This is a genomic window from Allocatenococcus thiocycli (assembly GCF_921292965.1).
Taxonomy (GTDB): Bacteria; Pseudomonadota; Gammaproteobacteria; order Enterobacterales; family Vibrionaceae; genus Vibrio; species Vibrio natriegens.
Genome location: NZ_CAKLCK010000015.1, coordinates 1 through 26650 on the forward strand (window position 1 = coordinate 1; position 26650 = coordinate 26650).

Annotated in this window: 21 protein-coding genes; 16 read left to right on the top strand and 5 right to left on the bottom strand. The window is 42.9% G+C overall.

Annotated elements, in window-relative coordinates; all coding sequences use genetic code 11:
• Positions 1 to 1233 (bottom strand): DUF6851 domain-containing protein (locus L9Q40_RS05955; protein WP_498792643.1); only part of this gene is annotated, 1233 nt, incomplete at its 3' end.
• 730 nt (positions 1234 to 1963) lie between these two features.
• On the opposite strand from L9Q40_RS05955, the gene L9Q40_RS05960 reads away from it, so the two are divergent.
• The 6 genes from L9Q40_RS05960 to L9Q40_RS05985 all read left to right on the top strand — a co-directional run bounded on the left by L9Q40_RS05960 (position 1964) and on the right by L9Q40_RS05985 (position 8417).
• Positions 1964 to 3349 (top strand): FAD-binding oxidoreductase, encoded by a 1386-nt coding sequence (locus L9Q40_RS05960; protein ID WP_498792645.1) that lies wholly within the window; start codon positions 1964 to 1966, stop codon positions 3347 to 3349.
• 411 nt (positions 3350 to 3760) lie between these two features.
• Positions 3761 to 4489 carry an arginine ABC transporter ATP-binding protein ArtP gene (artP, locus tag L9Q40_RS05965; RefSeq protein WP_014234361.1) on the top strand — a complete coding sequence of 243 codons (729 nt, stop codon included), beginning with the start codon at positions 3761 to 3763 and terminating at the stop codon, positions 4487 to 4489.
• 99 nt (positions 4490 to 4588) lie between these two features.
• Complete coding sequence (locus tag L9Q40_RS05970; protein WP_498792647.1) at positions 4589 to 5320, top strand: lysine/arginine/ornithine ABC transporter substrate-binding protein; 732 nt, start codon at positions 4589 to 4591, stop codon at positions 5318 to 5320.
• A 1-nt stretch (position 5321) separates the two neighbouring features.
• On the top strand, positions 5322 to 6011 hold the full coding sequence (artQ, locus tag L9Q40_RS05975; protein WP_498792649.1) for an arginine ABC transporter permease ArtQ: 690 nt from the start codon (positions 5322 to 5324) through the stop codon (positions 6009 to 6011).
• On the top strand, positions 6008 to 6676 hold the full coding sequence (gene artM, locus L9Q40_RS05980) for an arginine ABC transporter permease ArtM (RefSeq protein WP_498792651.1): 669 nt from the start codon (positions 6008 to 6010) through the stop codon (positions 6674 to 6676). The genes artQ and artM overlap by 4 nt, the downstream gene beginning before the upstream one ends.
• 310 nt (positions 6677 to 6986) lie before the next feature.
• Positions 6987 to 8417 (top strand): alanine/glycine:cation symporter family protein, encoded by a 1431-nt coding sequence (locus L9Q40_RS05985; protein ID WP_231113068.1) that lies wholly within the window; start codon positions 6987 to 6989, stop codon positions 8415 to 8417.
• A 95-nt stretch (positions 8418 to 8512) separates the two neighbouring features.
• On the opposite strand, the gene thpR is transcribed toward L9Q40_RS05985, so the two are convergent.
• Positions 8513 to 9043, bottom strand: a complete 531-nt coding sequence (gene thpR, locus L9Q40_RS05990; protein ID WP_498792653.1) for an RNA 2',3'-cyclic phosphodiesterase — start codon at positions 9041 to 9043, stop codon at positions 8513 to 8515.
• Between the two features lie 35 nt (positions 9044 to 9078).
• Positions 9079 to 9969 (bottom strand): LysR family transcriptional regulator, encoded by an 891-nt coding sequence (locus L9Q40_RS05995; protein WP_498792655.1) that lies wholly within the window; start codon positions 9967 to 9969, stop codon positions 9079 to 9081.
• A 143-nt stretch (positions 9970 to 10112) separates the two neighbouring features.
• Between L9Q40_RS05995 and L9Q40_RS06000 the strand changes: the two genes are divergently transcribed.
• The 4 genes from L9Q40_RS06000 to L9Q40_RS06015 all read left to right on the top strand — a co-directional run bounded on the left by L9Q40_RS06000 (position 10113) and on the right by L9Q40_RS06015 (position 18388).
• Positions 10113 to 10583 (top strand): nucleoside deaminase, encoded by a 471-nt coding sequence (locus L9Q40_RS06000; RefSeq protein ID WP_498792657.1) that lies wholly within the window; start codon positions 10113 to 10115, stop codon positions 10581 to 10583.
• 120 nt (positions 10584 to 10703) lie between these two features.
• Entirely contained in the window at positions 10704 to 11297 is a 594-nt protein-coding gene (locus L9Q40_RS06005) for a cysteine dioxygenase family protein (RefSeq protein ID WP_498792659.1), read from the top strand.
• Between the two features lie 1412 nt (positions 11298 to 12709).
• On the top strand, positions 12710 to 16486 hold the full coding sequence (locus L9Q40_RS06010) for a S8 family serine peptidase (protein ID WP_498792661.1): 3777 nt from the start codon (positions 12710 to 12712) through the stop codon (positions 16484 to 16486).
• Positions 16487 to 17305: 819 nt separating this feature from the next.
• Complete coding sequence (locus L9Q40_RS06015) at positions 17306 to 18388, top strand: YkvI family membrane protein (RefSeq protein ID WP_498792663.1); 1083 nt, start codon at positions 17306 to 17308, stop codon at positions 18386 to 18388.
• A 190-nt stretch (positions 18389 to 18578) separates the two neighbouring features.
• Here the strand turns inward: L9Q40_RS06015 and L9Q40_RS06020 are convergent, their stop codons facing one another.
• Positions 18579 to 19460: a LysR family transcriptional regulator gene (locus L9Q40_RS06020; RefSeq protein WP_498792665.1), complete on the bottom strand. Its 882-nt coding sequence runs from the start codon at positions 19458 to 19460 to the stop codon at positions 18579 to 18581.
• A gap of 162 nt (positions 19461 to 19622) precedes the next feature.
• Here L9Q40_RS06020 and L9Q40_RS06025 point away from each other — a divergent pair, with 162 nt between their 5' ends.
• The gene (locus tag L9Q40_RS06025) at positions 19623 to 20942 is read left to right on the top strand and encodes a DUF1254 domain-containing protein (RefSeq protein WP_498792667.1); all 1320 of its coding nucleotides are present in this window, start codon (positions 19623 to 19625) and stop codon (positions 20940 to 20942) included.
• A gap of 66 nt (positions 20943 to 21008) precedes the next feature.
• Here L9Q40_RS06025 and L9Q40_RS06030 read toward each other — a convergent pair whose 3' ends face one another.
• Positions 21009 to 21197, bottom strand: coding sequence for a hypothetical protein (locus L9Q40_RS06030; protein ID WP_420660189.1), 189 nt, complete (start codon positions 21195 to 21197; stop codon positions 21009 to 21011).
• A gap of 232 nt (positions 21198 to 21429) precedes the next feature.
• Here L9Q40_RS06030 and L9Q40_RS06035 point away from each other — a divergent pair, with 232 nt between their 5' ends.
• The 5 genes from L9Q40_RS06035 (at position 21430) to L9Q40_RS06055 (ending at position 26113) form a co-directional block, all read left to right on the top strand.
• Complete coding sequence (locus L9Q40_RS06035) at positions 21430 to 22755, top strand: 6-phospho-beta-glucosidase (RefSeq protein ID WP_498792668.1); 1326 nt, start codon at positions 21430 to 21432, stop codon at positions 22753 to 22755.
• Positions 22756 to 23003: 248 nt separating this feature from the next.
• Positions 23004 to 24242 (top strand): ISL3 family transposase, encoded by a 1239-nt coding sequence (locus L9Q40_RS06040; protein ID WP_498791601.1) that lies wholly within the window; start codon positions 23004 to 23006, stop codon positions 24240 to 24242.
• A 190-nt stretch (positions 24243 to 24432) separates the two neighbouring features.
• The gene (locus L9Q40_RS06045) at positions 24433 to 25035 is read left to right on the top strand and encodes a class I SAM-dependent methyltransferase (protein ID WP_498792771.1); all 603 of its coding nucleotides are present in this window, start codon (positions 24433 to 24435) and stop codon (positions 25033 to 25035) included.
• A gap of 116 nt (positions 25036 to 25151) precedes the next feature.
• Positions 25152 to 25529 carry a nuclear transport factor 2 family protein gene (locus tag L9Q40_RS06050; protein WP_498792670.1) on the top strand — a complete coding sequence of 126 codons (378 nt, stop codon included), beginning with the start codon at positions 25152 to 25154 and terminating at the stop codon, positions 25527 to 25529.
• A 152-nt stretch (positions 25530 to 25681) separates the two neighbouring features.
• Positions 25682 to 26113 (top strand): NUDIX hydrolase, encoded by a 432-nt coding sequence (locus L9Q40_RS06055; RefSeq protein WP_498792672.1) that lies wholly within the window; start codon positions 25682 to 25684, stop codon positions 26111 to 26113.
• The last annotated feature ends 537 nt before the right edge of the window (positions 26114 to 26650 follow it).

Below are 26650 nucleotides of genomic sequence, written 5' to 3' on the forward strand. Positions count from 1 at the left end.
AGCAGCTTCGTAAGGAAGGCCTAACTCTTCTTGTAAGTAGCGCTTGGTCGAAGTGGCATGAGCGCGGCAAAAACTGGCACTGGCTGAAGGGTATTCTGGGTGATTTGCGGATTGTAAATATGGTCGCCATTCACTGCCTTTAAGATCGCTTACTGTACCCATTCCAGGGCCACCCCAAGCGGTAAGGTTGTCGTTCTTATACAGATAGCCAATCGCTGAAAATGGCCTGACGGCGTCGTATTTACGCTTATTGTCCCAAACTGTTATCCCTGCATCGAAGGCTGCGACGTTCACCAGGTAATCAAGCTGAACAAATTGTTCTAGTGATAGGTGGTGATAGAATGTCGCGGCTAGCGTTGAATAACCCAAGCTAATGATTTTATTGTCATAAAACTCCGAAAATAACTTTTGTTCATCAGTTAAGTCTGCTTGTGCTTCTAATACTTCATTGGCTTGCTCGATATAGTCCGGAAATGCTTTGCCACTTGGATTTATGGCATAAGATCTTGTTGGTTTAGGCACAGTTATAGTTGGTTTGTCGTAACTAAAAGGTTGGGTGCTGCCTAATTGAGGGGTGACAAATTGTTGGGAGAAAAAGATGCCGCTACCAGATGTGAGTGTATCCGGCTGCCAACGTCTAGGGTCGGTTAATTTTTCTGCGGTGTTAACTGGTCGATAGCCTGTGCAATCAGCGTACGGCTTTGGATAATATTGGTTACAGTCGGTTCCTAACTGGTTCATGCCATCATCGACACGAACTGCCACAACGGCGTTACCTGCAAGGTTACCCACGCCTATCGCCGTGTTCGCATCAAGTGTATTGTCATCTGGGTCGAGCCCCACAGTGAGCAGCATGGCATCCCAGTCCGAAGCAAATTGTGGCATTAAGCTATTGAGCACTTTATGGCTGGCGTACATGATTGCGATGTTTCTTGCTGAATCACTGTCTCCTGCGTTAAGTCGACCTAAGTCGGAATGTACACCAATCGCGGTATCACTATAAGGTGCAATAGCGTCAAACCAAGCTGCAGTTATTAGTGTGGTCGTTCTTAATATTAGTGGAGCATCACCGGGAGATACCGTTGACAACAATCTTGGCACTGCCGCTTCTATAACCGTTGCGGGTGCGCATATAGGAAAATTCTCCGGGCAGTCAAAGGCATAAGAAACGCCAGGGACTGAAAGCAAAAGGGTGCTGGTGGCTAACTTTAAAGAAAGTGGTTTAAGTTTCATGCTTGATATCCTATCTAATCCAAGTATTGGATGCTTAAAACATCGGGTTAATACTGCGAACTAAAATCCAATCATTATTTTCTTAATATAAATTAGGTTTATTGTTCTAATTTATATGCGATTTAATCCTCCGTTTGGATAATATAAAATCTATGAATGTCTTATGGCTAAGCAATTAAATCGTAATATGAACGCCTCGATGTCATCCGTTTAATTTTATTTATGGGAGGGTTCTCACCAATCTTGAAAGCGTTTCTGGCTCTTTTTTTGGAATTGGATAAGCAATAAAACTGATACCAATCTTAATAATTAGTTAGTGATTTATTTTAGTTAAGTGATTGTATAAGCGATATATTTTCATTTTATTGATTTAAATATCAGTAATGAGACGCTTTTTCATAACTATCTCAATGAATTGCTCATACACTTTAAGCGTTTTAAAAACTGTATCACCCCGAATCTATTGTTGGAGCTCGGGTTCCAAGGTAGACAAGTAAATTAGACGATTAAACCAAATTACAGTGACCTGATTAAACTCGAAAATACTGTTTTCCTTAACTTGCCTACTTTAGAAAATGGACGATCTACTTTTTAGCAATACATTGAGGTTTAAGAAGCAGATTATTGTAACTGGATAATAGCTACTCTAAATAAACGTTTAAGTATGAGGAGCTTGGGTGTCTTATTCAATACTCGCAAGTGCTCGTACAAAACGTATGAGGCAACTTGTATGAAAAGTATCGAAAGCGCTAAGGTCGAAGACTTTATAAAACATTTCGGTGGTGAGGCTATTTTACCTGATGATGCGTCTTATGATGAGGTTCGTAAAATTTGGAACGGCATGATAGACCGCAAGCCCGGTATGATCGCTCGCTGTAAATCGGCGGAAGATGTTGTGTTGTCAGTGAATTTCGCTAGAGAAAACAACTTGCTCGTCTCTGTTCGAGGAGGAGGGCACAACATTGCTGGTAATGCCGTGTGTGATGATGGGTTGATGATAGACTTAACTCTTCTTAACGAGGTTCAGGTCTACCCGTCGGCACAAAAGGCAATTGTTGGACCCGGTTGTACCCTTGGTGACATCGATGCTAAGACACAAAATTATGGTCTAGCCACTCCTGTAGGTATTAATTCTACGACGGGTATTGCTGGTTTAACGCTAGGTGGCGGTTTTGGCTGGCTAAGTCGTAAATATGGTATGACGATTGATAGCTTGGTATCTGCGAACGTGGTGACAGCAGATGGGCGTCAGTTGCTTGCTAGTGAGACAGAAAATCAAGACTTATTCTGGGCACTTCGGGGGGGCGGTGGTAACTTTGGCATCGTTACTCAGTTTGAGTTCCAGCTTCACCCTGTTGGTCCTGATGTACTTAGCGGCCTGATCGTATTCCCATTTAGTCAAGCCAAGTCCGTCATTACTCAGTTTGCCCAATTCACGAAAACCGCTCCAGAAGAACTCAGTGTTTGGATGGTTAGCCGCAAAGCGCCACCGTTACCTTTTTTGCCGGAAGAGGTTCATGGTAAAGAGGTTGTCGTTCTTGCTATTTGTTATGCGGGAGATCCTTCCGAGGGTGAAAAGCTGATCGAACCGCTTCGGTCATTTGGTGATGCTCATGGTGAGCACATTGGTGTACAACCTTTTGCCGCATGGCAGCAAGCCTTTGATCCACTTTTAACGCCGGGTGCACGTAATTATTGGAAATCACATAACTTTACCGAGCTCAGCGAAGGGGTGATAGACGCAGCTATCGAATACGCAGGGAAATTACCGTCACCTCAATGTGAAATTTTTATCGCCTCTTTAGGCTGTGCCGCTTCCCGCCCTGCGCCTGAATCGATGGCGTATTCTTGTCGTGATGCTGAGTACGTTCTTAATGTCCACGGGCGTTGGGATGCCGCAGAGGATGATGAAAAATGCATTACTTGGGCGCGTGATTTCTTCGCGAAAACCAGACCTTTTGCCAGTGGCGGTGCTTACATCAACTTCCTGACTCAGGACGAGTCGGAACGCACCGAGTCCGCTTATGGCCCAACGTACGCACGTCTTCAGGAAATAAAGAAAAAGTATGATCCGAATAACTTATTCAGAATGAATCAGAATATTCCTCCGCAATAATATTTGGTTTCGGATTTGTCTTAACTCGTTCTGATTCAATGCCCTGATAGCTCAGGGAGTTGCGCTATTAGAACGTTGGCTGATTACAGCGGCACGTCGCATTACTAAAGGTTCCCCCATTACTGTTTATGAATTTATCCAAGTGGTGGGGGACACCACGGCGAGTAAATCGCAATCCAATCCACAGGTTAACTCCTGCACTTAATCACGTCTCAACTCATCGTTTTTGATGCACTTTCTTATTTACTCGGCTCTGTAATTTGTTTACTCATCAAACCAGTCATATGCTCTGTGGTGCTGTAATTTACACATACAATAATTTAACAAAATATATTTTTATACATATATATTGCATAAAACACACTTATTGGTAATATTAACACCCGATGACAATTAATGCGGTATGACAGCATGAGTATTCAGGTTTGCGGGATCAACAAATCCTACGGTGATACACAAGTTCTTCACGATGTCAGTTTTAATTGTGAAAGCGGTGAAACATTGGTGTTATTAGGCCCAAGCGGCGCAGGGAAAAGCTCTCTGTTGCGCGTTCTCAACCTTTTAGAAGGTGCAGATAATGGCCAGTTAAACATCGCGAATGACGCTTTCGACTTTTCAACTGAAATTAAAGAAAAGCATGGTTTAGCGCTTCGCCGTAAAGTCGGTATGGTGTTCCAGCAATACAACCTTTGGCCTCATATGACGGTGATGGAGAACTTGATTGAAGCACCAGTCAAGGTCTCTGGCATGGCAAAAGATGAAGCCAAACAACAGGCGATGCAGATTTTAGCGACCTTACATTTGGCCGATAAAGCGGATGCTTGGCCAATGCAGTTATCCGGTGGTCAACAGCAGCGAGTTGCGATAGCACGTGCTTTGATGATGAAACCAGAAGTTCTTTTGTTTGATGAGCCAACGGCTGCGCTTGATCCTGAGATTACTAACCAAGTGGTTAAGATCATTAAAGATTTAAGTGGCACGGGCATTACTCAGGTTGTGGTGACACACGAAGTGGATTTTGCCAAAAAGATTGCCAGCCATGTTTTGTACCTTGAGAAAGGGCATATTGTTGAGCATGGCACAAACGATGCCTTTACCAATCCGCAGACGACTCAGTTTGCTGATTACTTAAAACACTAAAAATGTATACCCATAAAAGGGTGTAGCTATAAACAACCATCACAGATGACCGGCTGTCATTGCGAGTGTCAGCCCAAGACGTACACACGGAGTATTGCAATGAAAAAGATTTTACTAGCTTCACTAATCGGCCTTATTTCTGCAAATGCAGCAGCTCAAGAAGAAATCAAATTCGCGATGGAAGCGACGTACGCACCATTCGAATACATGGATGAAAATAACCAAATCCAAGGCTTCGATGTGGATCTTGCGAATGCACTTTGTAAAGAAATGGAAACAAAATGTAGCTTCTACAACCAAGCTTTTGACAGCTTGATTCCTGCATTAAAATTCAAACGTTACGATGCGGCTATCTCAGCGATGGACATCACTGATGCGCGTTTAGAGCAAGTAAACTTTTCTGATTCGTACTACGACAACTCTGCTGCGTTCGTTTCTGTTGAAGGCAAAGTCGCGGATAAAACTCAGTTAGAAGGCAAGCGTGTCGGTGTACAAAATGGTACAACTCACCAAACATACCTGCTTGAGCAGCTTCCTGGTGTGACTGCTGTTCCTTATGCAAGCTACCAAGACGCATTCATCGATATGAAAAACGGCCGTATTGATTCTGTTTTCGGTGATACAGCCGTTGTCGCTGAATGGTTCAAGAAACAAGATAACCTAACTTACGTTGGCGAACGTGTAACGAATGCGAAGTACTTCGGTAACGGTTTTGGTATCGCGGTAAACAAAGACAATGAAGAACTTGTAAACAAACTGAATACTGCGCTTAAAACCGTAAAAGCAAACGGTCAATATGACGTGATCTTCAACAAGTACTTCGGTAACTAATATGGCGTTAACGGGTTACTCTTTATCGCTTGTGCAAGCTAGTTGGATGACAGTCCAGTTAGCTTTTACAAGTCTGTTAGTCGGTTTGATTCTGGCAGTGTTATTCGCCAGCGGTGAAATGTCTCGTCGTATATTCGTGAAATGGCCAACAACAGCCTTTGTCACGGTGATTCGCGGATTGCCAGAGCTTCTTGTTGTGTTGTTCATCTATTTTGGCTCAACACAGGTTCTGTTTTTGATCACCGGTGACTTTATTGAAGTTAGCCCGTTTTTGTCTGGTGTGATTGCGCTGTCATTGATCTTTGCTTCTTACGCTTCTCAGACGCTGCGGGGCGCTCTCAAAGCGGTCGGGAAAGGACAGAGAGAAGCAGCAAGCGCGCTGGGGATCGGCCCGGTTCACGCCTTTATACGCGTTGTTTTACCACAAGCGGTAAGACACGCGCTACCAGGCCTCACTAACCAATGGTTGGTGTTGCTCAAAGATACCGCATTGGTTTCTCTGATTGGTGTGACTGACCTTCTTAAGCAAGCTCAGCTTACATCTGCTGCGACACATGAGGCGTTTACTTGGTACGCGACAGCGGCTGCCGTTTATTTGGTGATTACTCTGATAACACAACGAGCGGTGAAGCTAATCGATAAGAAGTTTTCGGTTAAAGGAATCAGTATGGGTCAGGAGGCTACCGCATGAACGAACAACACGTTTGGCAATTGCTTGAAGGTCTCGGCACCAGCATCCAACTGACCGCTGCGTCGTTGGTTGTCGGCTGTATCCTTGCTTTGTTGATGACACTAACGTTGATTCTGCGTACGCCAGGCTTGCATTGGTTGAGTCGAGGCATCATTACTTTGTTTACGGGAACACCACTGTTGGTACAGATTTTTCTGGTCTACTACGGCCCAGGGCAATTTGATGTCATCAGGGAAAGCTTCTTGTGGTCATGGCTAAGCCAGCCGTGGTTCTGTGCCATGTTCGCTTTAGCGTTGAATACCGCGTCATACAGTACTCAGTTGTTTAAAGGTGCTTTCAACGCAATTCCATCAGGCCAGTGGCAAGCTTGTCGTGCGCTTGGCATGAATAAGTCGACTACGTTAAAAGTATTGCTTCCGTATGCGATTCGCCGCGCGGTTCCGGCATATTCCAATGAAGTGATCTTGGTCTTCAAGGGGACTTCTCTCGCGAGCACCATCACCATCATTGATCTTATGGGGTACGCGCAGCGTATCAACGCTCAAACTTACGATACGCTTACCGTATTTGGTGTTGCGGGTGCATTCTACTTAACGGTCAACGGCATTCTGACGCTGATTTTCCGTCAGGTAGAGAAGAAAGCTTTAGCATTCGAAGCTGCATAACACGCTATTACAAAACGCCATTCAATTTTAAATGCCTCTATTCACGGACTCTCGAATAGGGGCATTTTTTTGTTTCTCATCCTGTAGAAAAACAAATGCTACTTGCCATTTAAAGCGATCGCTTCCCGATGATCTTTAGCTACGCAATCTTTATTCCTATCCCCAAATTCACTGACTATCATAATAGTTACATGATGTTTTATCGAAAAAACAAAACTGATGTGCCGATTATCATGGACTGAAAAATTTATACTTATTTATCAAATGTATAGTTAATAAATCAGAAAGCCTTTAATTAATTTGAGGAATAATGATGCAATTACTTGAATCCTTTTTTGGTATTATCGGAGACCTCACATGGGGTTGGGCTCTTGTCCCGTTCCTCGTGATCTTTGGTCTATTCTTTACGATCGTAACTGACTTTGTTCAATTCCGGTTCTTCAAGCGAATGTTTCGCGTATTGCTGACGAAAAACCAGACTTCAGATGAAAAAGCTATCTCTGGTCGTGAAGCGCTTTTACTCTCTATTGGTGGACGTGTAGGTGGCGGTAACATCGCTGGTGTTGCTGTTGCAATCACGCTTGGTGGGCCGGGAGCCGTCTTCTGGATGTGGGCGGTGGCATTGGTTGGTATGGCGACCAGTTTGGTCGAATGTTCTCTCGCTCAGCTTTATAAACGAAAGGAAGGCAATGATTTTCGTGGCGGTGCTGCGCGTACGATTATTCATGGTCTTGGTGAGGACTATCGTTGGCTCGCCTACGTTTATGCGGTTTGTCTGATCGCTTCTTTCGCTATCGGATTTAATGCATTTCAGGGCAATACCGTTGCAGGTGCCGCTTCAGACAGCCTTGGTATTGACCGTTTGTACACTGGTGTGTTTCTTTCTATTGCTGTCGGATTCATTATCTATGGTGGTATCCATCGTATTGCGAAAGCGGCCGATGTTATCGTTCCAATCATGGCGGTTGCGTATGTTGCCTTAGCGCTGCTTGTCATCATTATCAACATTGCGGAGCTCCCAGGCGTTATTATGACTATCGTTAAAAATGCTTTCGGTATTGAGGAAGTCGTGGGCGGTGGTATGGGTGCTGCTTTGGCTAACGGTCTACGACGAGGCTTGTTCTCAAATGAAGCGGGTTTGGGTTCAGCGCCTAATGTCGCGGCAACGGCAGATGTATCTCATCCGATAAGCCAGGGGATTACTCAGTCACTGTCTGTATTTATCGATACGATTGTCGTATGTAGCTGTACCGCTTTCGTGATTCTACTCGGGGATGTCTATGTACCGGGTGCCGAAGGTGTTGATGGCGTTGTCCTTACCCAACAGTCTTTGGTGTCTCACCTCGGTCAGTGGTCTCAGTACTATCTAACCGGTGCTATTTTGTTGTTCTCGTTTAGTTCGGTTATCTACAACTACTATTTGGGTGAAAACGCACTAACCTTTATGTCTCAGCGCAAATTGTCGCTGCACATTTTACGTATTGCCGTTATAGCTATCGTATTTGTTGGCGCGGTTGCACCAGGCGCGACTTCAGTGTTTTTCTTCTCTGATCCGATGATGGGGATACTCGCCATCGTAAACTTGCTGGCATTGATTATGCTGTTCCCAACCGCAATGCGTTTGTTAAAGGATTACAGGAAGAAACTTGCTGCCGGTGCTGAGCATCCGGAATTCAATCCTGATGAGTTCCCTGATTTGGATATTGACCGCACGGCTTGGGTACCTAAAAATAAAAAATAGCAAACATGGAGCAAACCTCCTTTTCAATCCTGTTGAGATTACTTAGAAGGGGGGAGAGCGTTAATCGCGTTTGTTACAGTTACGAGTCAGGGAGCCTATCCCTGACTCTGAAACACCTCATCGATAACTCGATAAGCTAGCTTATTGTCAACGTAGAGACTTTCCATTAGCGCAATTGAATAAACATCAACGTGTTGCGGTTTAACATCGACGTACTTTAGCTGTGTATCGCCAGTATCGTGACGAAAAAGCGTAATATGGGGCATATACTTTTTTGCTTCAGTAGCAAAGCCTTGTTCTTTCAGTGCTGTCGTTAATTCTCTTTGTAAATTCATTAATGCGCGATTGCTCGCTATTCCCATCCAAACCAACCGACTTCGTTTTTGGTGAAACGCACCTAAATGATCGATTTGTAGACCATCACATTTTGATTTCAACTGACGCAAGATACGGAGTAATTTTTGCTTCTGCTCTTGCGTCGCTTCACCGACAAAAGCTAACGTGAGATGGAGGTTCGCTGTACGAGTATGTCGGCCATTTATACCACGTGAACGCAACAAATTTTGGTACGTCATTAAGTTGCGCTTTGTGTCATCATCAAAGGTCAGTGCAAAAAATAACCGCATAAAACGCCCTCTCAAACCAGAATCGGTGTTTGTGTTCACTGGATTACTTTAAGAATACTATTGATTATACTTTGGGTCTGTTCGTTCATTTTTACAGTAGACGGCAAGCACACGCAGAGTTCTTCTTCTAGTCGTTTGTCTTTCAGTGGCGTAAATGCCAATTCACCATTCATCACTTGTTTTTCAATGTCATACCAAGTCATAAAACTGACTCCGGCACCTTCACGAACCAGGCTAGCAAGCAAATTAAACGAATTGCTTGTGGCGGAAATATCAAAACTACTGTTCTGTCTCATGATCTCCGAATAAAGACGCGTATGCACTGATAAGTTTCTGTCAGGAAAGCAAAGTGGCCATTTGAGGCACTCGTGCAATTCTATGGATTTCGTTTTTTCATCGAATAGTTTTGGGAGGTGGACCAGCCCAATCTTAGTCCTGTGCCGCGCTGCAAATTGGATTTTTTCATGTCTGGAGACGTTAAACGCGATAATGAAATCCAATTGATTATCCAAAAGCAAGTTTGTCAGTGTTTGTGTGTCTCCGGTTGTAAAGTGAACACGCAAATTGTCGAGTTGAGAGGAAAGCAAATTGTAAAGTTTAGGCAGAACACTGTGGCTTAGGCAATCAACTGCGCCGATACGTAGTTGAATTAAGTTTTGCTGAGCCTCTTCCTTTAAGCTCCGCCGAAAGCGGTTTTCTTCAGTAATCCATTGTTGCGCTTGTTTATAAAGAGCCTGACCTTGCTCCGTTAGCTCAATCCCTTTTGGGAGTCTCACAAGTAATTGGGTACCGAAATCTTCTTCAAGAATATTCATCTGACGGCTCAGCGCTGACGCGGCAATATGTAGCTTTTCTGCGGCTTTACGTACAGATTTTTCGTGTGCGATGACGACAAACGACCGAACTTCTTTTGTTATTGCAGACATGACCAATACTCGAGAATAAAAATACTGTTCTAAATATTAGCACGCAGCTTTCTAAACGTTCTATTTTAAATAATGGTTACGCTCTCTTATAGTGTTTTCAGATTCATTAAGGGATTCAAAAACATCAATATATGGAGTTAGTGATGAAACGCGACATTGAAAATCTGAAACTCACCATTGAGTTAGCAAAATTGAGTGTGGAAAGTGGGAATCATCCTTTTGGCGCAATGTTGATTGGTCCAGACGGAGAAATACTGATTCGTTCTGGTAACACTTATCAGCAAGATAAGGGAGTTGGTCATGCTGAGTCTAATGTCGCTCGCCTTGCTTCTCGTCAATACAAACCGGAATTTCTAGAGAAGTGTACGCTAGTGACATCAGTCGAGCCTTGTTGTATGTGTGCTGGTTCCATTTATTGGGCTGGTATTGGTAGCGTGGTGTTCGGGCTTACAGAAAAGCGTCTAGCTGAATTAACCGGCGACAACCCTGAAAACTTAACGTTAGATTTAGCCTGCCGGGATGTATTCATGGCAGGACAGCGCAAAGTTGAAGTCCGTGGGCCATACGTTCAGCTAGAGGAAGAGATTGCTGCTGATCATATTGGTTTTTGGTAAGAAGAAATATCAAGAGGCTTCTACCTCTCAGTTCTCTGCATAGCGCAAGCTGAAACCCAAGGCCGACTGCACGACCTGCTATAGTTAAAACGTTTTATCTAACGAGACGGAAAGTCAGCAATGAGTAACATATCCAGGTTAAGGGACTTTATTCACGCCTTCACACAATTGGTTGATAAAGCGGGCCAAGATGAAACGCGTATTATGATGGACGGCAAACTGCTCCTCTCCGAACTTGTCAGCTGCGATGATTGGTTGCCTGATGAGTTCGCCCAACCAAATCCAGAAACGTATCAGCAATATTTATTGTATTGCGACCCATTGGAGCGCTTTTCCGTGGTGAGTTTTGTTTGGGGACCTGGTCAGCAGACGCCAGTACATGATCACACCGTGTGGGGTATGGTCGGCGTAATGCGAGGTGCTGAGTGTTGTGAAGAGTTTTATCTGGATCCAAAATCTAATCGATTACAACCGAATGGGAAACATCAACTCCAATGTGGTGGCATTGACCTAGTATCACCTCGTATCGGAGACATTCATAAGGTATCAAACGCTCACTCAGATCGTACGTCGATCAGCATCCACATCTACGGTGCCAATATTGGGTCTGTGAGTCGACATGTCTATGACTCACAGACAGGGGAGGTAAAGCGTTTTATTTCTGGATATTCAAACAAAGTGCTGCCGAATATATGGGACCGTTCAACGGAGTAATGAACGGTCTGTTGATGAGTATTGACCAATGAGACTATAAAGGTGCTACGCCGAAGCAGCTGTTTTCTTCAACGGTCAATTTCAAGCTCAAGCTTTAGCACGAAGAACATTTCACCTGTAACATGAAAATATCCCTCAATATGTTGCCTCACTTCATTCGTTATTTTGTGCAATAGCGATTAATATTTACCCAACACTCATAAAAATAAGTAGTCGTCGTTTAAAACGAACACGTAAGTTATTTAAAAATCGTTCAGTTTATGGAAGTGAGTGTTTATATAAAATAGTGAGTACTGCAATAATAAAGAAAGTAAGAACTCTTATATCATTATAATTACTATGGATAAATAGTATAAATATTGTCTTCAATAATATCGGGAATTGTGTACGATCTTCCGACCATTATCTCTGCACTAGCGCCTAGGGTAATAAAATATCCCGCACTCGGTATCTCATACGCATTAGTTCAATTTGTAAAGAATGGTAATCGTGACGCTACTAATAAAAGCTGCTGAAATATGTTTAAAAATCAATCTCGATGCATGGTGTTTTTACTACGAATAGATTTAATTGTTTAAGTTGTTTGACGGCTAAAGCAATCAGATTGCTTAACACTTGGTTGAGTCTTTACATCGACGCATCCCATGATGCTCAAAGGCTTGGAAGAAGCGCTTAACAGACGTCGATTTGCGTGCACACCATGAACCTATTGAATGAAAGTCAGGTATTTTGTGGTTCTATGTAGCCATTTGTCATGAACGGATTGCCAATGAGTCTCTTGTGAAAATGATGCAACGTACGTGTAGGAAAATCATTAGTATCCCATTAGTGACTTTATTCATTTAACTCATTACGTCACTAATTTAGTGGGTTATTATTAAAATAACACCTTTGAATTAGAATCACATTTTGTGCAGTAAATGAATGAAAATATGAATTTTAAAATCATTCAAATATTTTTTGTTCTGCTAGGTTTTTATTTTGATTTTAATTGATATTTCGATGGCATTTGAAGTTAAATATTATCAATTATATTTTCAAAACGACAATTTTAATGAAAACACATTGCGTTATCTGGCGTGATCTTATCCGCATGTATAGTGTTTCTTGTATCCATTAATATTGGTTTTAGAGGGTTTATTTAATATAACTACTCTCTGTTTTAAGGAGGTGATAAGATTTTTTAAACCGTACGCTAGTACGTTTAAATATAAATTTTATCCTCATAAAAACGAAAGTTGACGGTAAAAAACACATAGTGGTTATCTGGTGTAAATAATGTGGTAGTCATTTTTTCTCATACTCAGGGGCTGTGTGTACTGTGTTTGAAATAAAAGAGATTTGGTTTGCAGTCTGTAAATTCAAACGATAGCAAACTGCATAAATATAAAAATTTAGATATAAGGGAATATATGAGTAGTCGCTTTAAGCGCAGCAAGGTTGCTGTGCATTGTTTAGCGTTATTAGGTGCAAGTATGTCACTATGTACGCAAGCTGAAACGGAATTGGCTGCGGTACAAGGGGGAGCTAAAGGGCTTGAATTCACGTTGATTACTGGCGACAAAGTCAGTGCCGTTGTGAATAATGCCGGTGAACTTGGTGGTATTCGCATGCTGAATAAAGACGGTGTGGAAATAGTTACTTCTGTTTTCAAACGTGGTAACGACACCTACTTGGTGCCAGCCAAAGCACAGCCTTTTGTAGATTCACGCGCCATTGACTTAGAGTTGTTTAATATCAATAAGCTCTATCAGTCAAAGTATGATGACGCGAGCACAGACAATCTTCCGGTGATAATTGAATACGCAGATGGATCACTTGCAGGTGCAGCAACGCCCACTGTAATCGAAGGTACTTCGCTGACCGGTGAAATCGAATTAATCGACAGTGCCGCATTTGGCATCGAAAAAGAGAAAGCCGAGGCTGTATGGGAAAGCCTGACACAGGATGGACGCATTGAAGGAGTTTGGCTTGATGCTGTGATTCATGGTCATAAGCAATCTGTTGGCACCACGTTAACACCTACCGTACCTTTGACAGGCGCGTTGGGCCCTTCAGCCGTCACGTTTAATGGTGAAGGCGTCACAGTAGCGGTATTGGATACTGGCTACGATGTTGAGCATAGTGACTTGAGAGGGCAGGTGATTGGCTCAAAAGATTTTTCATATTCAGCAAACGGTGTTGATGATTTAAATGGTCACGGCACTCACACGGCTTCAACTATTGCAGGTACGGGGTCAGAATCGAATGGGTATTGGGCAGGCATGGCGCCTGGTGCTGATCTTCTCGTTGGTAAAGTTCTGAGCAACAGCGGTGGTGGCAGTACTTACGGTATTATTAATGGCATGATCTGGGCTGTCGAAAATGGCGCAGACATCGTTAATATGTCACTAGGTGGTTCAGCCACAGCCTGTGAAGGCCCGATGGTTGATGTGGTTGAAGCTTTTAGAGATCAAGCTCTGTTTGTTATTTCAGCCGGTAACAGCTTTACCCGTGAAACGGTGGGTTCCCCGGGCTGTGCGCCAAGCGCCTTGACTGTAGCTGCACTGGATCGAGAAAATCAGACGGCTGTGTTCTCTTCGCGTGGTCCATCACCAGATGGTCACTCAGCGAAACCAGATATTGGCTCACAAGGTGTTGATGTCGTGGCTGCTGCATCTGGAGGCGTGGGTAGCAACGCTTACCGCTCTTTGTCGGGTACATCAATGTCGGCACCTCATGTTGCAGGTGGTGCGGCGATTGTATTACAGGCTCGTCCAGATCTATCTCCAGTACAACTCAAACGCGTTTTAACTTCTTCAGTCTTTGATAATGACGCTCATGTGTTGGAGCAGGGCGCAGGCCCAATGGATGTGAACCGCGCAATTACTCAACCAGTTATTGCCGCGCCAAACGTAGAACTAGGTCGCTTTGTTGACGTATCATCTGCTGTCAGTGTCGATGCGCATGTGACGCTGACCAATATCAGCAACAGTGATGTAACTTATAAGCTGAGCATGGATCTGATTGGTGAAGACGGTATAACGCAATTGCCTGCGACTCTGGCGGGTTTAGGCGTTAAATCAGTAACAGTACCTGCGAATGGTTCAGTGGACGTGCCAATTTGGATTGAGCCACAAGTGGCGCTGCGCGATGGCGCTTATGGCACCATAACTGGACGTATTAAAGGCGAGGGTACTGGTCAATCGGATGATCAAATTATTGTGCCTGTTTCGTTTTTGATCCAGCCGCCAGAAGTCGAGCTGACATTAAACGCGTACGATAACCGCGGCAAGCCTGCAAACAGTTTCTCTAAAGCCTATATCATTAATGAAGAAGATGACTGGGGGCATGCACTTTCCTTTACCAATGGTCAAGCCAGCATTAGCCTGCCTAAAGGTAACTACAGTGTTATTTCACACATTGTAACTTACGACAATGATTCTGATTTTAGTGGACTACCAGAATCCGCAGCGCAGATGGCCTACCTTGATCACAAAGTCACTTCAGATACGGTACTGACTTTTGATGCTGGTGTGGCAGAAAAAGTGGAGTTTAAAGCGGATAAGCCAATTGATACACAGGGCTTCTCGTTTGGTTTCACCTACGCTCTGGATGACAATAAAGTAGCGAAACTCGCTGCGATTGATTTGATGCCGGATTATGTTGAAAACATGTATCTGTGGTCACAAGGTTACGACAGCCGTTTCCGTGCATTTTTATCTACTCATGCAACCGCTCCTGAAACTGTGCTAAGCATGGAAAATGGTCAGCAGTTACATGCCGTCGCACAAGGTCTTGCGGTTGGTTTTGATGGTGAAGGTAGCGCTGAAGTAGTACCTGTTGGTGAAGGTGGTTACAGCACAGATTGGAGCCAATTTGATTTGGCTGGCAAAATTGCTTTGATCCAAAACCCTTACAATGTCACTTCTTACATGGTGAAAGGTGCGCTGGAACAAGGTGCAATTGGTGTACTTTTCTATCGTCCAGGCACTAATGGTCGTTATAAAACAGCCTTTACTGGTATCCCGACTAAGCCGATTGTTGGCTTAAGTGCTGAAGAAGGTGAAATGTTGTTTGCAGAAATCCAAAGTGGTCGCAACAAGGTGAGTTGGTCAGGTACTGCCGTTGATAAGACGCCTTATACTTACCAACTACATCACATCACTGAAGGTCACAACAAAGGTGGCTTAATTCGTGTGCATGATAAAGACATGTATCACATTAGTGCAGCGTACCATGCTCAAGGTGAGGAACGTCCAGTTTTCCGCGACATGATGGCTCAAACCAACAGCACTGGTGAGTTCTATTCAACGGGCAGTCCACAAATGTTAGTGGCACCGGTTGTGCGTGATGAATATTACACCGCAACCAGCAAAAATACCTGGACCAACATTGTAATGCAAGGCAGCCGCATTCAATCGGATGGCGCGTATTTTGATGGCCCACGAATTATGGAAGCTGGCGTTAAAGAAGAGACTACCTGGCTAAGAGGACCAAAAGGCGCTAGCTTGAACACGAGTTCTCATTCTGTGGGTTACCGCGATACCAATTTGATTCGCTGGAACTTCCCGCAGTTTGGGGATGCGTCAGGTCACGATGCTATTGCAGGTTACAATGGTCGAGCAGCCTATGGTTTATGGGTAAATGGTGAGAGCACGTACATGGACACTGGCACCTTAACCATGCCTGTAGAAAGTGCGGAAGTGCGCCTGGAGCTACGTAACTATAACCGTGGTGTTGCTGAGCGTTCACCGATTGACGACAAGCTAGGTTCGTTTTATCAGGGTATCTTTACCTTTATGACTGACCAAAGCATGCAAGGTGCGCAACCTATTTTGGTACCGAAAATTGATGTTCCAGTCGATATGCACAACAGCCATCCTGCAGGCGAGCCTGCGAAAGTTGTCCTGTCGGGTGAAATGGACAGCAATGAAGAGGTGACTCTCGCAGAAGTGACCCTGCAATACGCTTATGGTCAGGAATGTGTAGTGAGCTATGTTTCTGCTTACTCGTACTGCCCGGTTTATGACAAACTGAATGAATCAGATTGGGTCAACGCTCAAGTGGCTTATGAAGATGGCCAGTGGGTTGCGACCGTGCCAAATGACGCGGAAGCAGGTGAATTTGTTCACTTACGTGTAGTAATGAGCGATACAGACTCAAGCTCTGCGCAAGTTACAACATTACGTGCTTACATGCTCAAATAAAGCTCGCTTATGACAGCCACGGTGACAATCTTTGGCACAGTGTGGTTTTCTAGAAAGTAAAAGCCCCGAAAGGGGCTTTTTTATTGTTTGCATTTCCGTATTAGGCAAAGTCTAGGGTTACTACAGCAGCACTTCTAGCAAGACAGAGCTGCTGCTCAATGAATGAACATATCAACACATTTGAACACACTTATCACATGTCTAAAAAATAGATAACTAGTAAAAAAACTCTGATTCACCAGCGCAATATTTTCTGACCTTTATTCTTTATCTTATTCTAATTTAAGGGGGTTTATCCTTTAAATGCTGAGGTTCTTAGTCGGTGGTGTCACAAAGATTGTGTAATATCGGATATTTAATATCACTTAGTAGTGAAATGCTTAAATGTACACAATATCATCACAAAAATAAGAAACATTCCCATGGAAAAATAGATCGTAGTGAATAGTTAAATGAGAAGTAGGTTATAGTAAAACTATAATCAATGGTAAGAGAGGTTATTTTTGTTAATTTAAATATATGATATATATAGAAAAATAATTAAAATTTCTCATGTCTCTTCCATATTGTTTAGATTAAATAAACGTCAATAATCGCACTATACTCTAAGAGTTAAACTTTCAAGAGTTTTAACAAAAAATTAGCAAGCTTCCACTTTTGATCACATATAAAACAACACACTATGCAGTTCTGTTAACAGATGTGATACTTATTGCTCCCGCTGTTGTTACATCAATTAACAACAAGTAACCAAAAGAACTACAACTACAAATACAATTACATAAGTTGATTAATAGTCGACAAGGAGATTTGCCTACCATGTGGAACATTCTTAAAATCGCGAGTGCGTTTATCGGAATTATTGTCGGGGCCGGATTTGCCTCCGGACAGGAAGTATTGCAGTACTTCACAAGCTTTGGACATTGGGGCACAGCAGCCGCGGTGCTGGCAACGGCCCTATTTGCATACCTAGGTATGATGCTGACAATGCTTGGCTCTCAAACCAAGACCATGTCACACAAAAAAGTCATCTACCAAATTAGCGGCCGTTGGGTTGGCGTTATCGTAGACTATGTGATCATCTTCACCTTGTTTGGTGTAGGCGTAGTAATGATTGCCGGAGCTGGTTCCCTTCTAACACAACAATTTGACCTGCCAGGATACGTCGGAAGCGCTCTTCTAACGGTGCTAATCGGCCTGACCGCAATGATGAATGTAAATCGTGTTGTCGCGGTTATTGGTAGTATTACACCATTTTTGATTGTAGCTCTGGTTGTTATTTGTGCCTACAGCATCATCACAATGGATCAATCTTTTGATACCTTAGCGCCAATTGCTGAAAGTGTTGAATCAACACTACCTAACTGGTTTATCTCAGCAATCAACTACGTATCTTTCAACCTAGCGGTGGGCGCGGCCATGGCACTGGTTATGGGCGGTGCGGAATCAAACCCTAAAGTTGCAAAACTGGGTGGACTTCTTGGTGGTGCTGGAGTCGGTGTACTAATCGTACTTAGCCACTTAGCACTATTTTCTAAGATTGAAGTGGTCGCAGAATACCCAATGCCGCTACTAAAAATCATCGATATGATGTCACCAGCACTGTCAACCTTCATGACATTCATTTTATTAGGTATGATCTTCAATACCGCAGTGAGCATGTTCTACGCATTTGCAGCTCGCTTTGTACCAATGAAAACGGCTAAAGCGAACAAGTTTATCTTTGCTACCTTGATTGTTGGCTTTGTGGCTAGTTTTGCCGGTTTCACTCAGTTAGTTGCTGTATTCTACCCGCTGATCGGTTACTTAGGTCTGTTCCTTGTTGGTGCCCTTATCTATGCTCCAATTAAACTAAGAAAAGACGAAGCACAACTTCAGCAGCCCGCTTTTGCTACCGAATAATCTTCATTAACATTGACTAATAGTAAAAACGGCAGACCGGACCAATCGGGATGCCGTTTTTTATAAGAGTCAGTATATTGCCTATCCAAATTTAAAGTTGAAATGGTAATGCCTCCTACCACTCCCAGTAGGATTTTTCTCTACTTTTTTCTTGTGTGGTAATCGATCTTTTTCCTAGCCTCTATTCACGTTATCTTTCAATAAACATCTGTGAGAACAATAAGTGTAGGCATTGATATAAGGGTGATTTTCTATCAGTTGTACGTGTATTGGATGCCCAAATGATGTCGAAATTAATGAATTCTGTTCCCGCAACCTGCATAAACTCTTTACCAAGCACCTTGCTAGGCAACACGTTTGCTACCTTTCTGCTCGTCATTATCTTTAACGCAAAAGAGGCACTGTCAATCTCATGGGCATAGTTGAGATCGATTCCATTGTTATGCAAATGTTCTATAAACTGGAATTTTTGCTCGTTCCAACCAATTGCTCTTTGTTTAATAAAAGGCCAGTGCTTCACTTCATCCCAATGGTACTCACTATGGTGAGCAGCAGACGCGATGATTAATGCGTCATCGCATATATGTTGCTGGTAAACCCCTGAAGATCTTTCAGGGTTAAGAAGGTGAACGCCGAAATCAATTTGTCCTGACACGATTTTATTTTCAGTCTCATCTCCCCAAGAATGAAGAGTGACAGATGTGGAAGGGAACTTTTGCAACAGTTTTTCGTACAACGTGATACCAAACCTTTCTATCACTAAATCAGGTAAGGCAATATGAATAGGATCTGAGTATGTCGATGGTTCAAAGGTGGCTGGTTCGACCGCTTCTTCTAGGTCGCCAATAGCAATTTTTACTTTCGGAATAATGGATTGAGCATAACTGGTCGGTTCAAGCTTACCAGACATTCTAATAAACAGTTCGTCATTAAGTTGCTCTCGAAGGCGAGTCAACTGTTTACTAACCGCACTTTCTGTTAAACCTAAGGTCATCCCCGCTTTTTTCAGGTTTTGCTTTTCGGCAAGCACTAGCAGTGTTTTTAATAGATTGAAGTCGAGGTCAAAGCGCATTGATGGATCCTAATCTCAAGCTAAATTGAAAATTATTCAAGATTGAATTTTCTCACATTCCGGAAATTCCTAATAATATAGCAACAATTAGTTCAAAGGTTCTAATTATCAACTATATTCAATCGGTTGATTAGGTAATTGTTCATATTCTCGGAGAAGAAAATGATTGGTAAAAAACCATTTGTCTCGTTGCTAGTCGCTTCAGCGATGTTAAGCCCTTTTGCTACTCAGTTCGCTTTTGCTAAGCCTATCCCCGATAAGCTAGCTCAAGACGCTTTTATTTATGCTTATTCTATCGATGAAGCTTACAAATTTTTCTACGAAACTGCTGTTGAAACGGATACACCGCTCAATCGTTTTCAGAATATTCGTCATATTGCTGACGACTCATACACTGCCCATGTAACCATAAACAATGACACATTACATTTAATGGGGTGGTTAGATGTAGCCGCAGAGCCTGTTGTGGTAAGCGTGCCTGACATGGATGAAGGTCGCTATTGGATTCTACATACTATGGACATGGGTCACTACACTACATCCATGATTGGCTCTCGTTTAAGAGGGAACAAAGGTGGCAGCTTTATGTTTGCTGCCCGTTCGTGGACGGGGGATGTTCCTGCAAGTGTCGATGAAGTTATTTATGTTGATTCCAATATCATTAAGTTAATGGGCCGAATCATGGCTGTGGGCAAAGAAGACGAAAAGGTTGCCCTAAATTATATGGATGATTGGAATATTAGAACGTTATCGGCGTATCTTGGTGTTCCGGGACCAAAAGAGAAAGTCAGAACCTATCCTAAATATGACGAAACAAACTGGTTGCAACGAGTTAATTACGTTCTTTGTGATGGTGACATGGGTACCGCTGATAAGAAATGGCTCGATCAATACAAAGACATTGGTTTAGAACCTTGCAAAGAAGACTTTACCAAAGAACAACTCGCCGCCGCCAAAGTGGGTAAAGAGTTAGGGATGAAACATCTTCAAGAGCTCGCTCCGCAAATGACCAATGCAGGTAAATTGCTTGGTACCAGAGAGCAATTGGACGAAGGTGAACGTGATTTGTTTGCTGAAGGTACATACTTGGGACAGTGGGGATTGCCGCCTGATGAATCTGTTTACCTAAAAGCAGAGACGGGAGGAGATGGTAAGAATATCAACGGCTCCAATGGCAAAAAATATGTTATGCACTTCAAAGCTCCGGATGTGAGCCAGTTCTGGTCGTTCACTGTATATGGGTCTGATAACCGTCTGATGGCTCACAACGAAATTAACCGTCACAGCCGCGGCGACCGTACTCTTAAACCCGATGCGGACGGCATGTATACGATTGAGCTAAGTTCGACTGGAAAAGAAAGTGATACCAATTGGCTGCCAATTCCAGAAAAAGATGCTTACATTATCTTGCGGATGTATGGACCGAGTAAAGAAATACAGCAGGGTGGATATGCATTTCCTACGTTAAAAGTCAGTAAGTAACTCGCAACGACTTATCGAATAAAGCGCCCAGTTTGGGCGCTTTATTATTTCGGCCATAGGTGATTTTCAACGATTAGCCCTGAGATAGAGTTCACCACGAAGATCATTGAAGCGAATGTCTTCAATCTCTGCAAACAGGTTATTAAGCGAATAGGTCAATTTAATCAGAATACGTTTCCCTTCGTCTGTCATGTCTAACTTACGAGTAACCCGCACAAATAATTTAAATCCCAGATCTTCTTCCAACTTTTTAATTCGCTGACTGACTTCCTCTTACGTTGAACAAAGCTCTTCAGTTGCTAGAGTAAGTAATGCTCAAAAGCTTTGCTACCACACTAAAGGTATAAAGAGAGCAAGCAGGTGTGCTTTATGTTCCATACTTCCACTATGTATTAATGTATCTAATGTATGCTGGCGATTATTTCGTTTGTTAACCCATAAATATTGGAGTGAAATTAGTACAGCTTATCCAGACGAGGAAATAGAAATGGACAAACAACTAAAAATCACGGTGATCGGTGGCGGCTCTAGTTACACCCCCGAATTAATTGAAGGCTTATTAAAACGCAAAAACGAATTGCCAATCGGTGAGCTATGGTTAGTCGACATCGAAGATGGTAGAGAAAAGGTCGATATCATTGCAGGGCTTGCTCGCCGCATGATCAAAAAGGAAGGTTTGGATATTGAGGTCCATGTAACGCTAGACCGTCGCCCAGCGCTTGAAAATGCAGATTTTGTCTGTTCTCAGTTCCGTGCGGGCTGTTTGGAAGGACGTATCAGGGATGAACGTATCTCACTTAAATATGGGATGATTGGTCAGGAGACCAATGGGCTTGGTGGCTTTGCGAACGCGTGTCGTACCATCCCTATCACTCTTGAAATCTGTAGAGATATGGAAGAACTTTGCCCTGATGCTTGGTTACTAAATTTTACCAACCCATCAGGTATGGTGACTGAAGCAGTTCTTAAACATACCAAAGTTAAAGCGGTGGGTTTGTGTAATGTTCCTGTCATCATGCAAAAAGGCGTCGCGCAAATACTGAATGCTAAAGAAGACGATTTCATCATGCAAGTTGCGGGATTAAACCACCTCATTTGGGCGCGTCAAATCTTGCACGAAGGACAGGATAAACTGGACTACGTGATGAGCGAAATACTCAATGGTAATGATCCTTTAGTGCCTGCAAACATTCCTCCATTTAAGTGGCCAAAAGATTTGCTACAAGATATGGGCATGATTCCTTGCGCCTACCTCCGCTATTACTACACCAGCGACGATATTATGAAGCAAGAACAACACGAAGCTGATGGTGAAGGTACTCGTGGGGAAGTTGTTAAAGCGATGGAAAAGCGTCTGTTTGACATCTACAAAAACCCAGATTTGGCAGAAAAACCTAAAGAGCTGGAAAAACGAGGCGGTCAGTATTATTCAGAAGCGGCTTGTGAATTAATGGCATCAATCTTTAATGACAAGCGCACTATCATGCACGTTAATACACGCAATAACGGTGCGATAACGGGGTTACCTAATGATTGCGCCGTAGAAGCCAGCGCCTTGATCACCAAAAATGGTCCGCTCCCACTTAACGTTGCACCATTCCCAAGTGACACTTTACGACTTATTCAGTTAATGAAGGAGTTTGAATCTCTGACTGTTGAAGCGGCAGTCGCAGGTAACCTGGTGGCGGCTAAACGTGGTTTGATACTGAACCCTATCGTTAACACCGGAACTGTTCTGGATGAAGCATTGAAAGAAACCGTAAAAGAAAACCTGGACTATATGCCGCAATTCCGCTGGATGTTTGAAGCCTAATTATCCATTCAATGGCTTATTCTAAAACGCTAAATCGGGCCTGCTCACAGGCCCTTATCAACATAGAAGCATGTAGACTTCCCAATGAAACTTTTTATTTGGTGCGATAGAACGCCGGACATTCCAGTAAATACCTTTGCCTTACTTTGATGGCTCTTCTCCGCTTTCATGAGTCAAACAACATCAATGAACCTATCATAATCACATGATTTATAATGCTTATTTTTATTATAAGTTTGTAGTGTATTTTGTCGTCTTTGTATTCCTCGTTGTTTTGCTTTAAAGGTCAGTGTGTCGAATCTTGTTCAATAGAAGAAGTGTCCCAATCAGTTTTCGTTCGTTGCCGTCGAGACCGAAGATATAAGGTCAAAGATCCAATCACAGGTGCAACCTGCACCGTAGACCACTATGTCAAAAGACGACTTCAGGATCTGCCTGTTAGCGGACGGCCATGCACGATAGAAGTTGAACTGGCTAAAACCAGAGATAAAGACGGAAGACGGCTAATTGAAGATACTGACTATGTCTCTAAAGGAGGTCGCTATACCGCTCGCTTTTGCAAGTTTATCAGTGGATTATGCCGCCACATGAGCATACATGCCGTGTCTCAGCATTTAGGTATTCGGTGGGAAACAGTCAAAAACATCGATAGAGAATACTTGCGTTCAAGCCTGCCAGCTTTAGAACCCGAGAAACTAAAGAACTTACTCCACATTGGCGTTGATGAAGTAGCTAGAGCTAAACGACACGATTATATGACCGTCGTTTACGACCTTGTTTCTGGTCATTTAATTTGGGTAGAACATGGACGAAAAGCAGAAGTCCTTATCTCATTTTTCGAGCAACTATCAGAGGAAACAAAGGCTGGAATTAAAGCGGTATCAATGGATATGGGGCAAGCTTACCAATCAGCGGTAAGAAAAATGTTACCTCATGCAGACATCGTTTTTGACCGATTCCATGTGATGCAAAACTACTGCATTTTAATCAGAAAAGAGAGAGCGAAAGCTTTTAGGATTGGCTCGCACGATGAGAAAAGGATGCTTAAAGGCACACTCTTCCTCCTACTGAAAAATGCACAGAAATTGGATGACAAGCAGTCTGACAGACTCGACGATTTACTTGAGAGTAACAAGACGTTGTGCGTGATTTATATGCTAAAAGAGCAGCTACAAGCGATATGGGATGAGCCTTGTTACGAGACCATGACAGCCGCTCTTGAAGCTTGGTGCCGTCTAGCAAAGTCAACTCGGATAATGTCACTAAGCAGCTTTGCAGACTCAATATTAGAAAGAAAAGTAGGTATCTGTAACTACGCAAAATACAAGCTGACCAACGCTCGGGTTGAGGCTGGCAATGTATCTATAGGGTTACTCAGACGAAGAGCCAGAGGAGTAAGAGATACAGATTATTTTAAGTTGAAGATCAGACAAACATCGGTTCCTGATACCCACTCAACTTTTTACCCAAATATCAAGCTCACCTAAGCGGAGAAGAACCCCTAAAGTTATCCGGGGGAGTGTCGAAGAAATCTTTTTAAAATTATGCGCCATTTTTTGATCTAATATCCATTAGCTCTAACTTATTGATTGTAAGTTAAACTATGAACGAAAAGGCTGCATGATTGAGTATGAAAGCGGCTACAAGCGTTATGTACTTAGAGGTAAAACGAAGATTATGGATGATCAAAAATATAGAGAAAATTGGCGAAAGTTTTACGAAAAGGCATTAAGTCGACCACATTCCATAAGAACTGAACGAGCTGTAAATTTAGATGCTTCTTCAATTAAAGTAGCAATAGATTGTGGTTGCGGAACGGGTAGCGATATAAAGTTTTTAACCTCGCAAGGCTATAAAGTCTTCGGCTTTGACATCAATCCTGACTCAATAGCAATATGCCGAGATAGGTTTGGTGATGAGTCGAGTGTAAATGTAGTTCAATCATCATTTTGTGAGTTTGATTATACTGATGCCAGCTTAATCGTCGCTAACGCGAGTTTATTCTTTGTAAACCCTGAGCAGTTTCTAGAGGTATGGACAAGCATAGATGCTGGTCTCGTAAAGGGTGGTGTTTTTTCTGGTGATTTCATGGGTAAAAACGACTCTTGGGCTAGTGACTTCCATACACCTGTAACAGCACTCTCTAAAGATGAGTTGCTAAACTTATTCTCTAACTTTGAAATCATCGAGTTCAATGAAAGGGATGAAGATGGAACAACAATGGTCGGTGAATCAAAGCATTGGCACATTTATTCGGTGGTTGCCGTCAAACGTACATAAAGAGGGATTCAACACGCGTGGCATTTTTAGTATGTGGTGATTTCGGTGTTGAATTGCCCTGGCTTGGTCATTGCGTGCTTCACCTTAGTAATGCGTTATGTGCTAGGAGGGAAATAATGAATTCAAATGAAGTCGTCTTAGCTTTTTGGGACGCAATGAAAACTAATGATTTCGCGAAAGCAAGTGAGTGGCTTAGCCCAGATTTTGAAGGGTTTTGGCCTCAATCTGGTGAGCTTATTGTGGGACGAGACAACTTCACAGCAATCAATTCTTACTATCCCGCAAATGGTACTTGGGAGTTCGTCGTTCATTCAATCGTCTGCGATGGCGAAACAGTAGTCACTGATGTTTCTATAACTGATAGCGTTCAAAAGGCGCGTGCTATTACTTTCCATACGGTAGAAAATGGGCTTATCCGTAAACAGAAAGAATTCTGGCCAGACTCAATGGAAGCGCAGGGGTGGCGCTCCAAGTGGGTGACGGTCGTGCAATAGCAGGCGCGCACATAACAAAGCGTTCAAGAGGGGTTCTCAGCGCTTGGCAATTTTGGTTCTAAGTTTAGCTTTTGTGGCTATGGCACAATAACTTAGGTTTAGTGGCTTGCGTTGTTCACCCCTTAGCGCGGCTATATACACGGGAGAGTTTAGTGGAAGAAAGAATCCGAAAGAGTGAAGTCAAAGTCTGCCCTGTAGTGCTTAGAAAATCAGGAAACAATCGCGAGTTACTGCTGTTTGAACATCCATTAGCTGAAGTTCAGTTGGTTAAAGGCACATTAAAACAGTCGGATATTTCTATTGAAAGTGCCGCTTTGAGAGAACTGGAAGAAGAATCAGGATTATCTAGTGTATCAAGAACTCGCTATCTAGGTAGTTGGGAAAGCGGCTTTCAAAATCATTTGTGGCACTTCGTGCTTTGTGAAATAGAACAACAACTACCGAATAACTGGAGTTTCTTTACTCAAGACGACGGCGGGCATGAATTCAATTTCTTCTGGCATAAAGTAGGTAGTCAGCCCGAGTTTAAGTGTCATAAAGTATTCTCTGACGCCATCAAACAAGTAGAAATTCTGTGCATATAACAAACGACTAAGGTTTCAAGATACTTTTTATTATCTGAACGGATGCCACTAAGTCATTTTCGCTAAGAAGCTTTGTCCAAACACGTGTTACTTCTCGATGTGCGAACTAAGATGATCAGCTAGCTTTGTTATACAAAAAGTAATGAATTGGAAAAACTTAAGCTACGCCGAACTGATTCACGCACAATATGGTTCAATTCTTCTGCAGGTGCTTCCCAGTCGGAGTGGAAAAACAGCGGATTCGGACCCTCAATACATCACTGGTGGATTGAAGTGTTGGAATGGACAGAGAGGAAACACCACGCTCAACCTGACTGACATATCCCATTAAACGCTGAATACGCTAGACCATCTCAGCGAGAGTTACGCCTTTAGCCTTACGAAAATCCCGAATCTGGCGGCCAATGCGTAGGTTATCGCTATCTACGGTTTCATTTCTTTTGTATTCATATTGTTGGGCTACAGAACCTGCTCTTATAAATCTCATGTGCCGGAGTTTTAGTGCAAGAATTTCATAAGTTCACTTTTGTTGGAAAC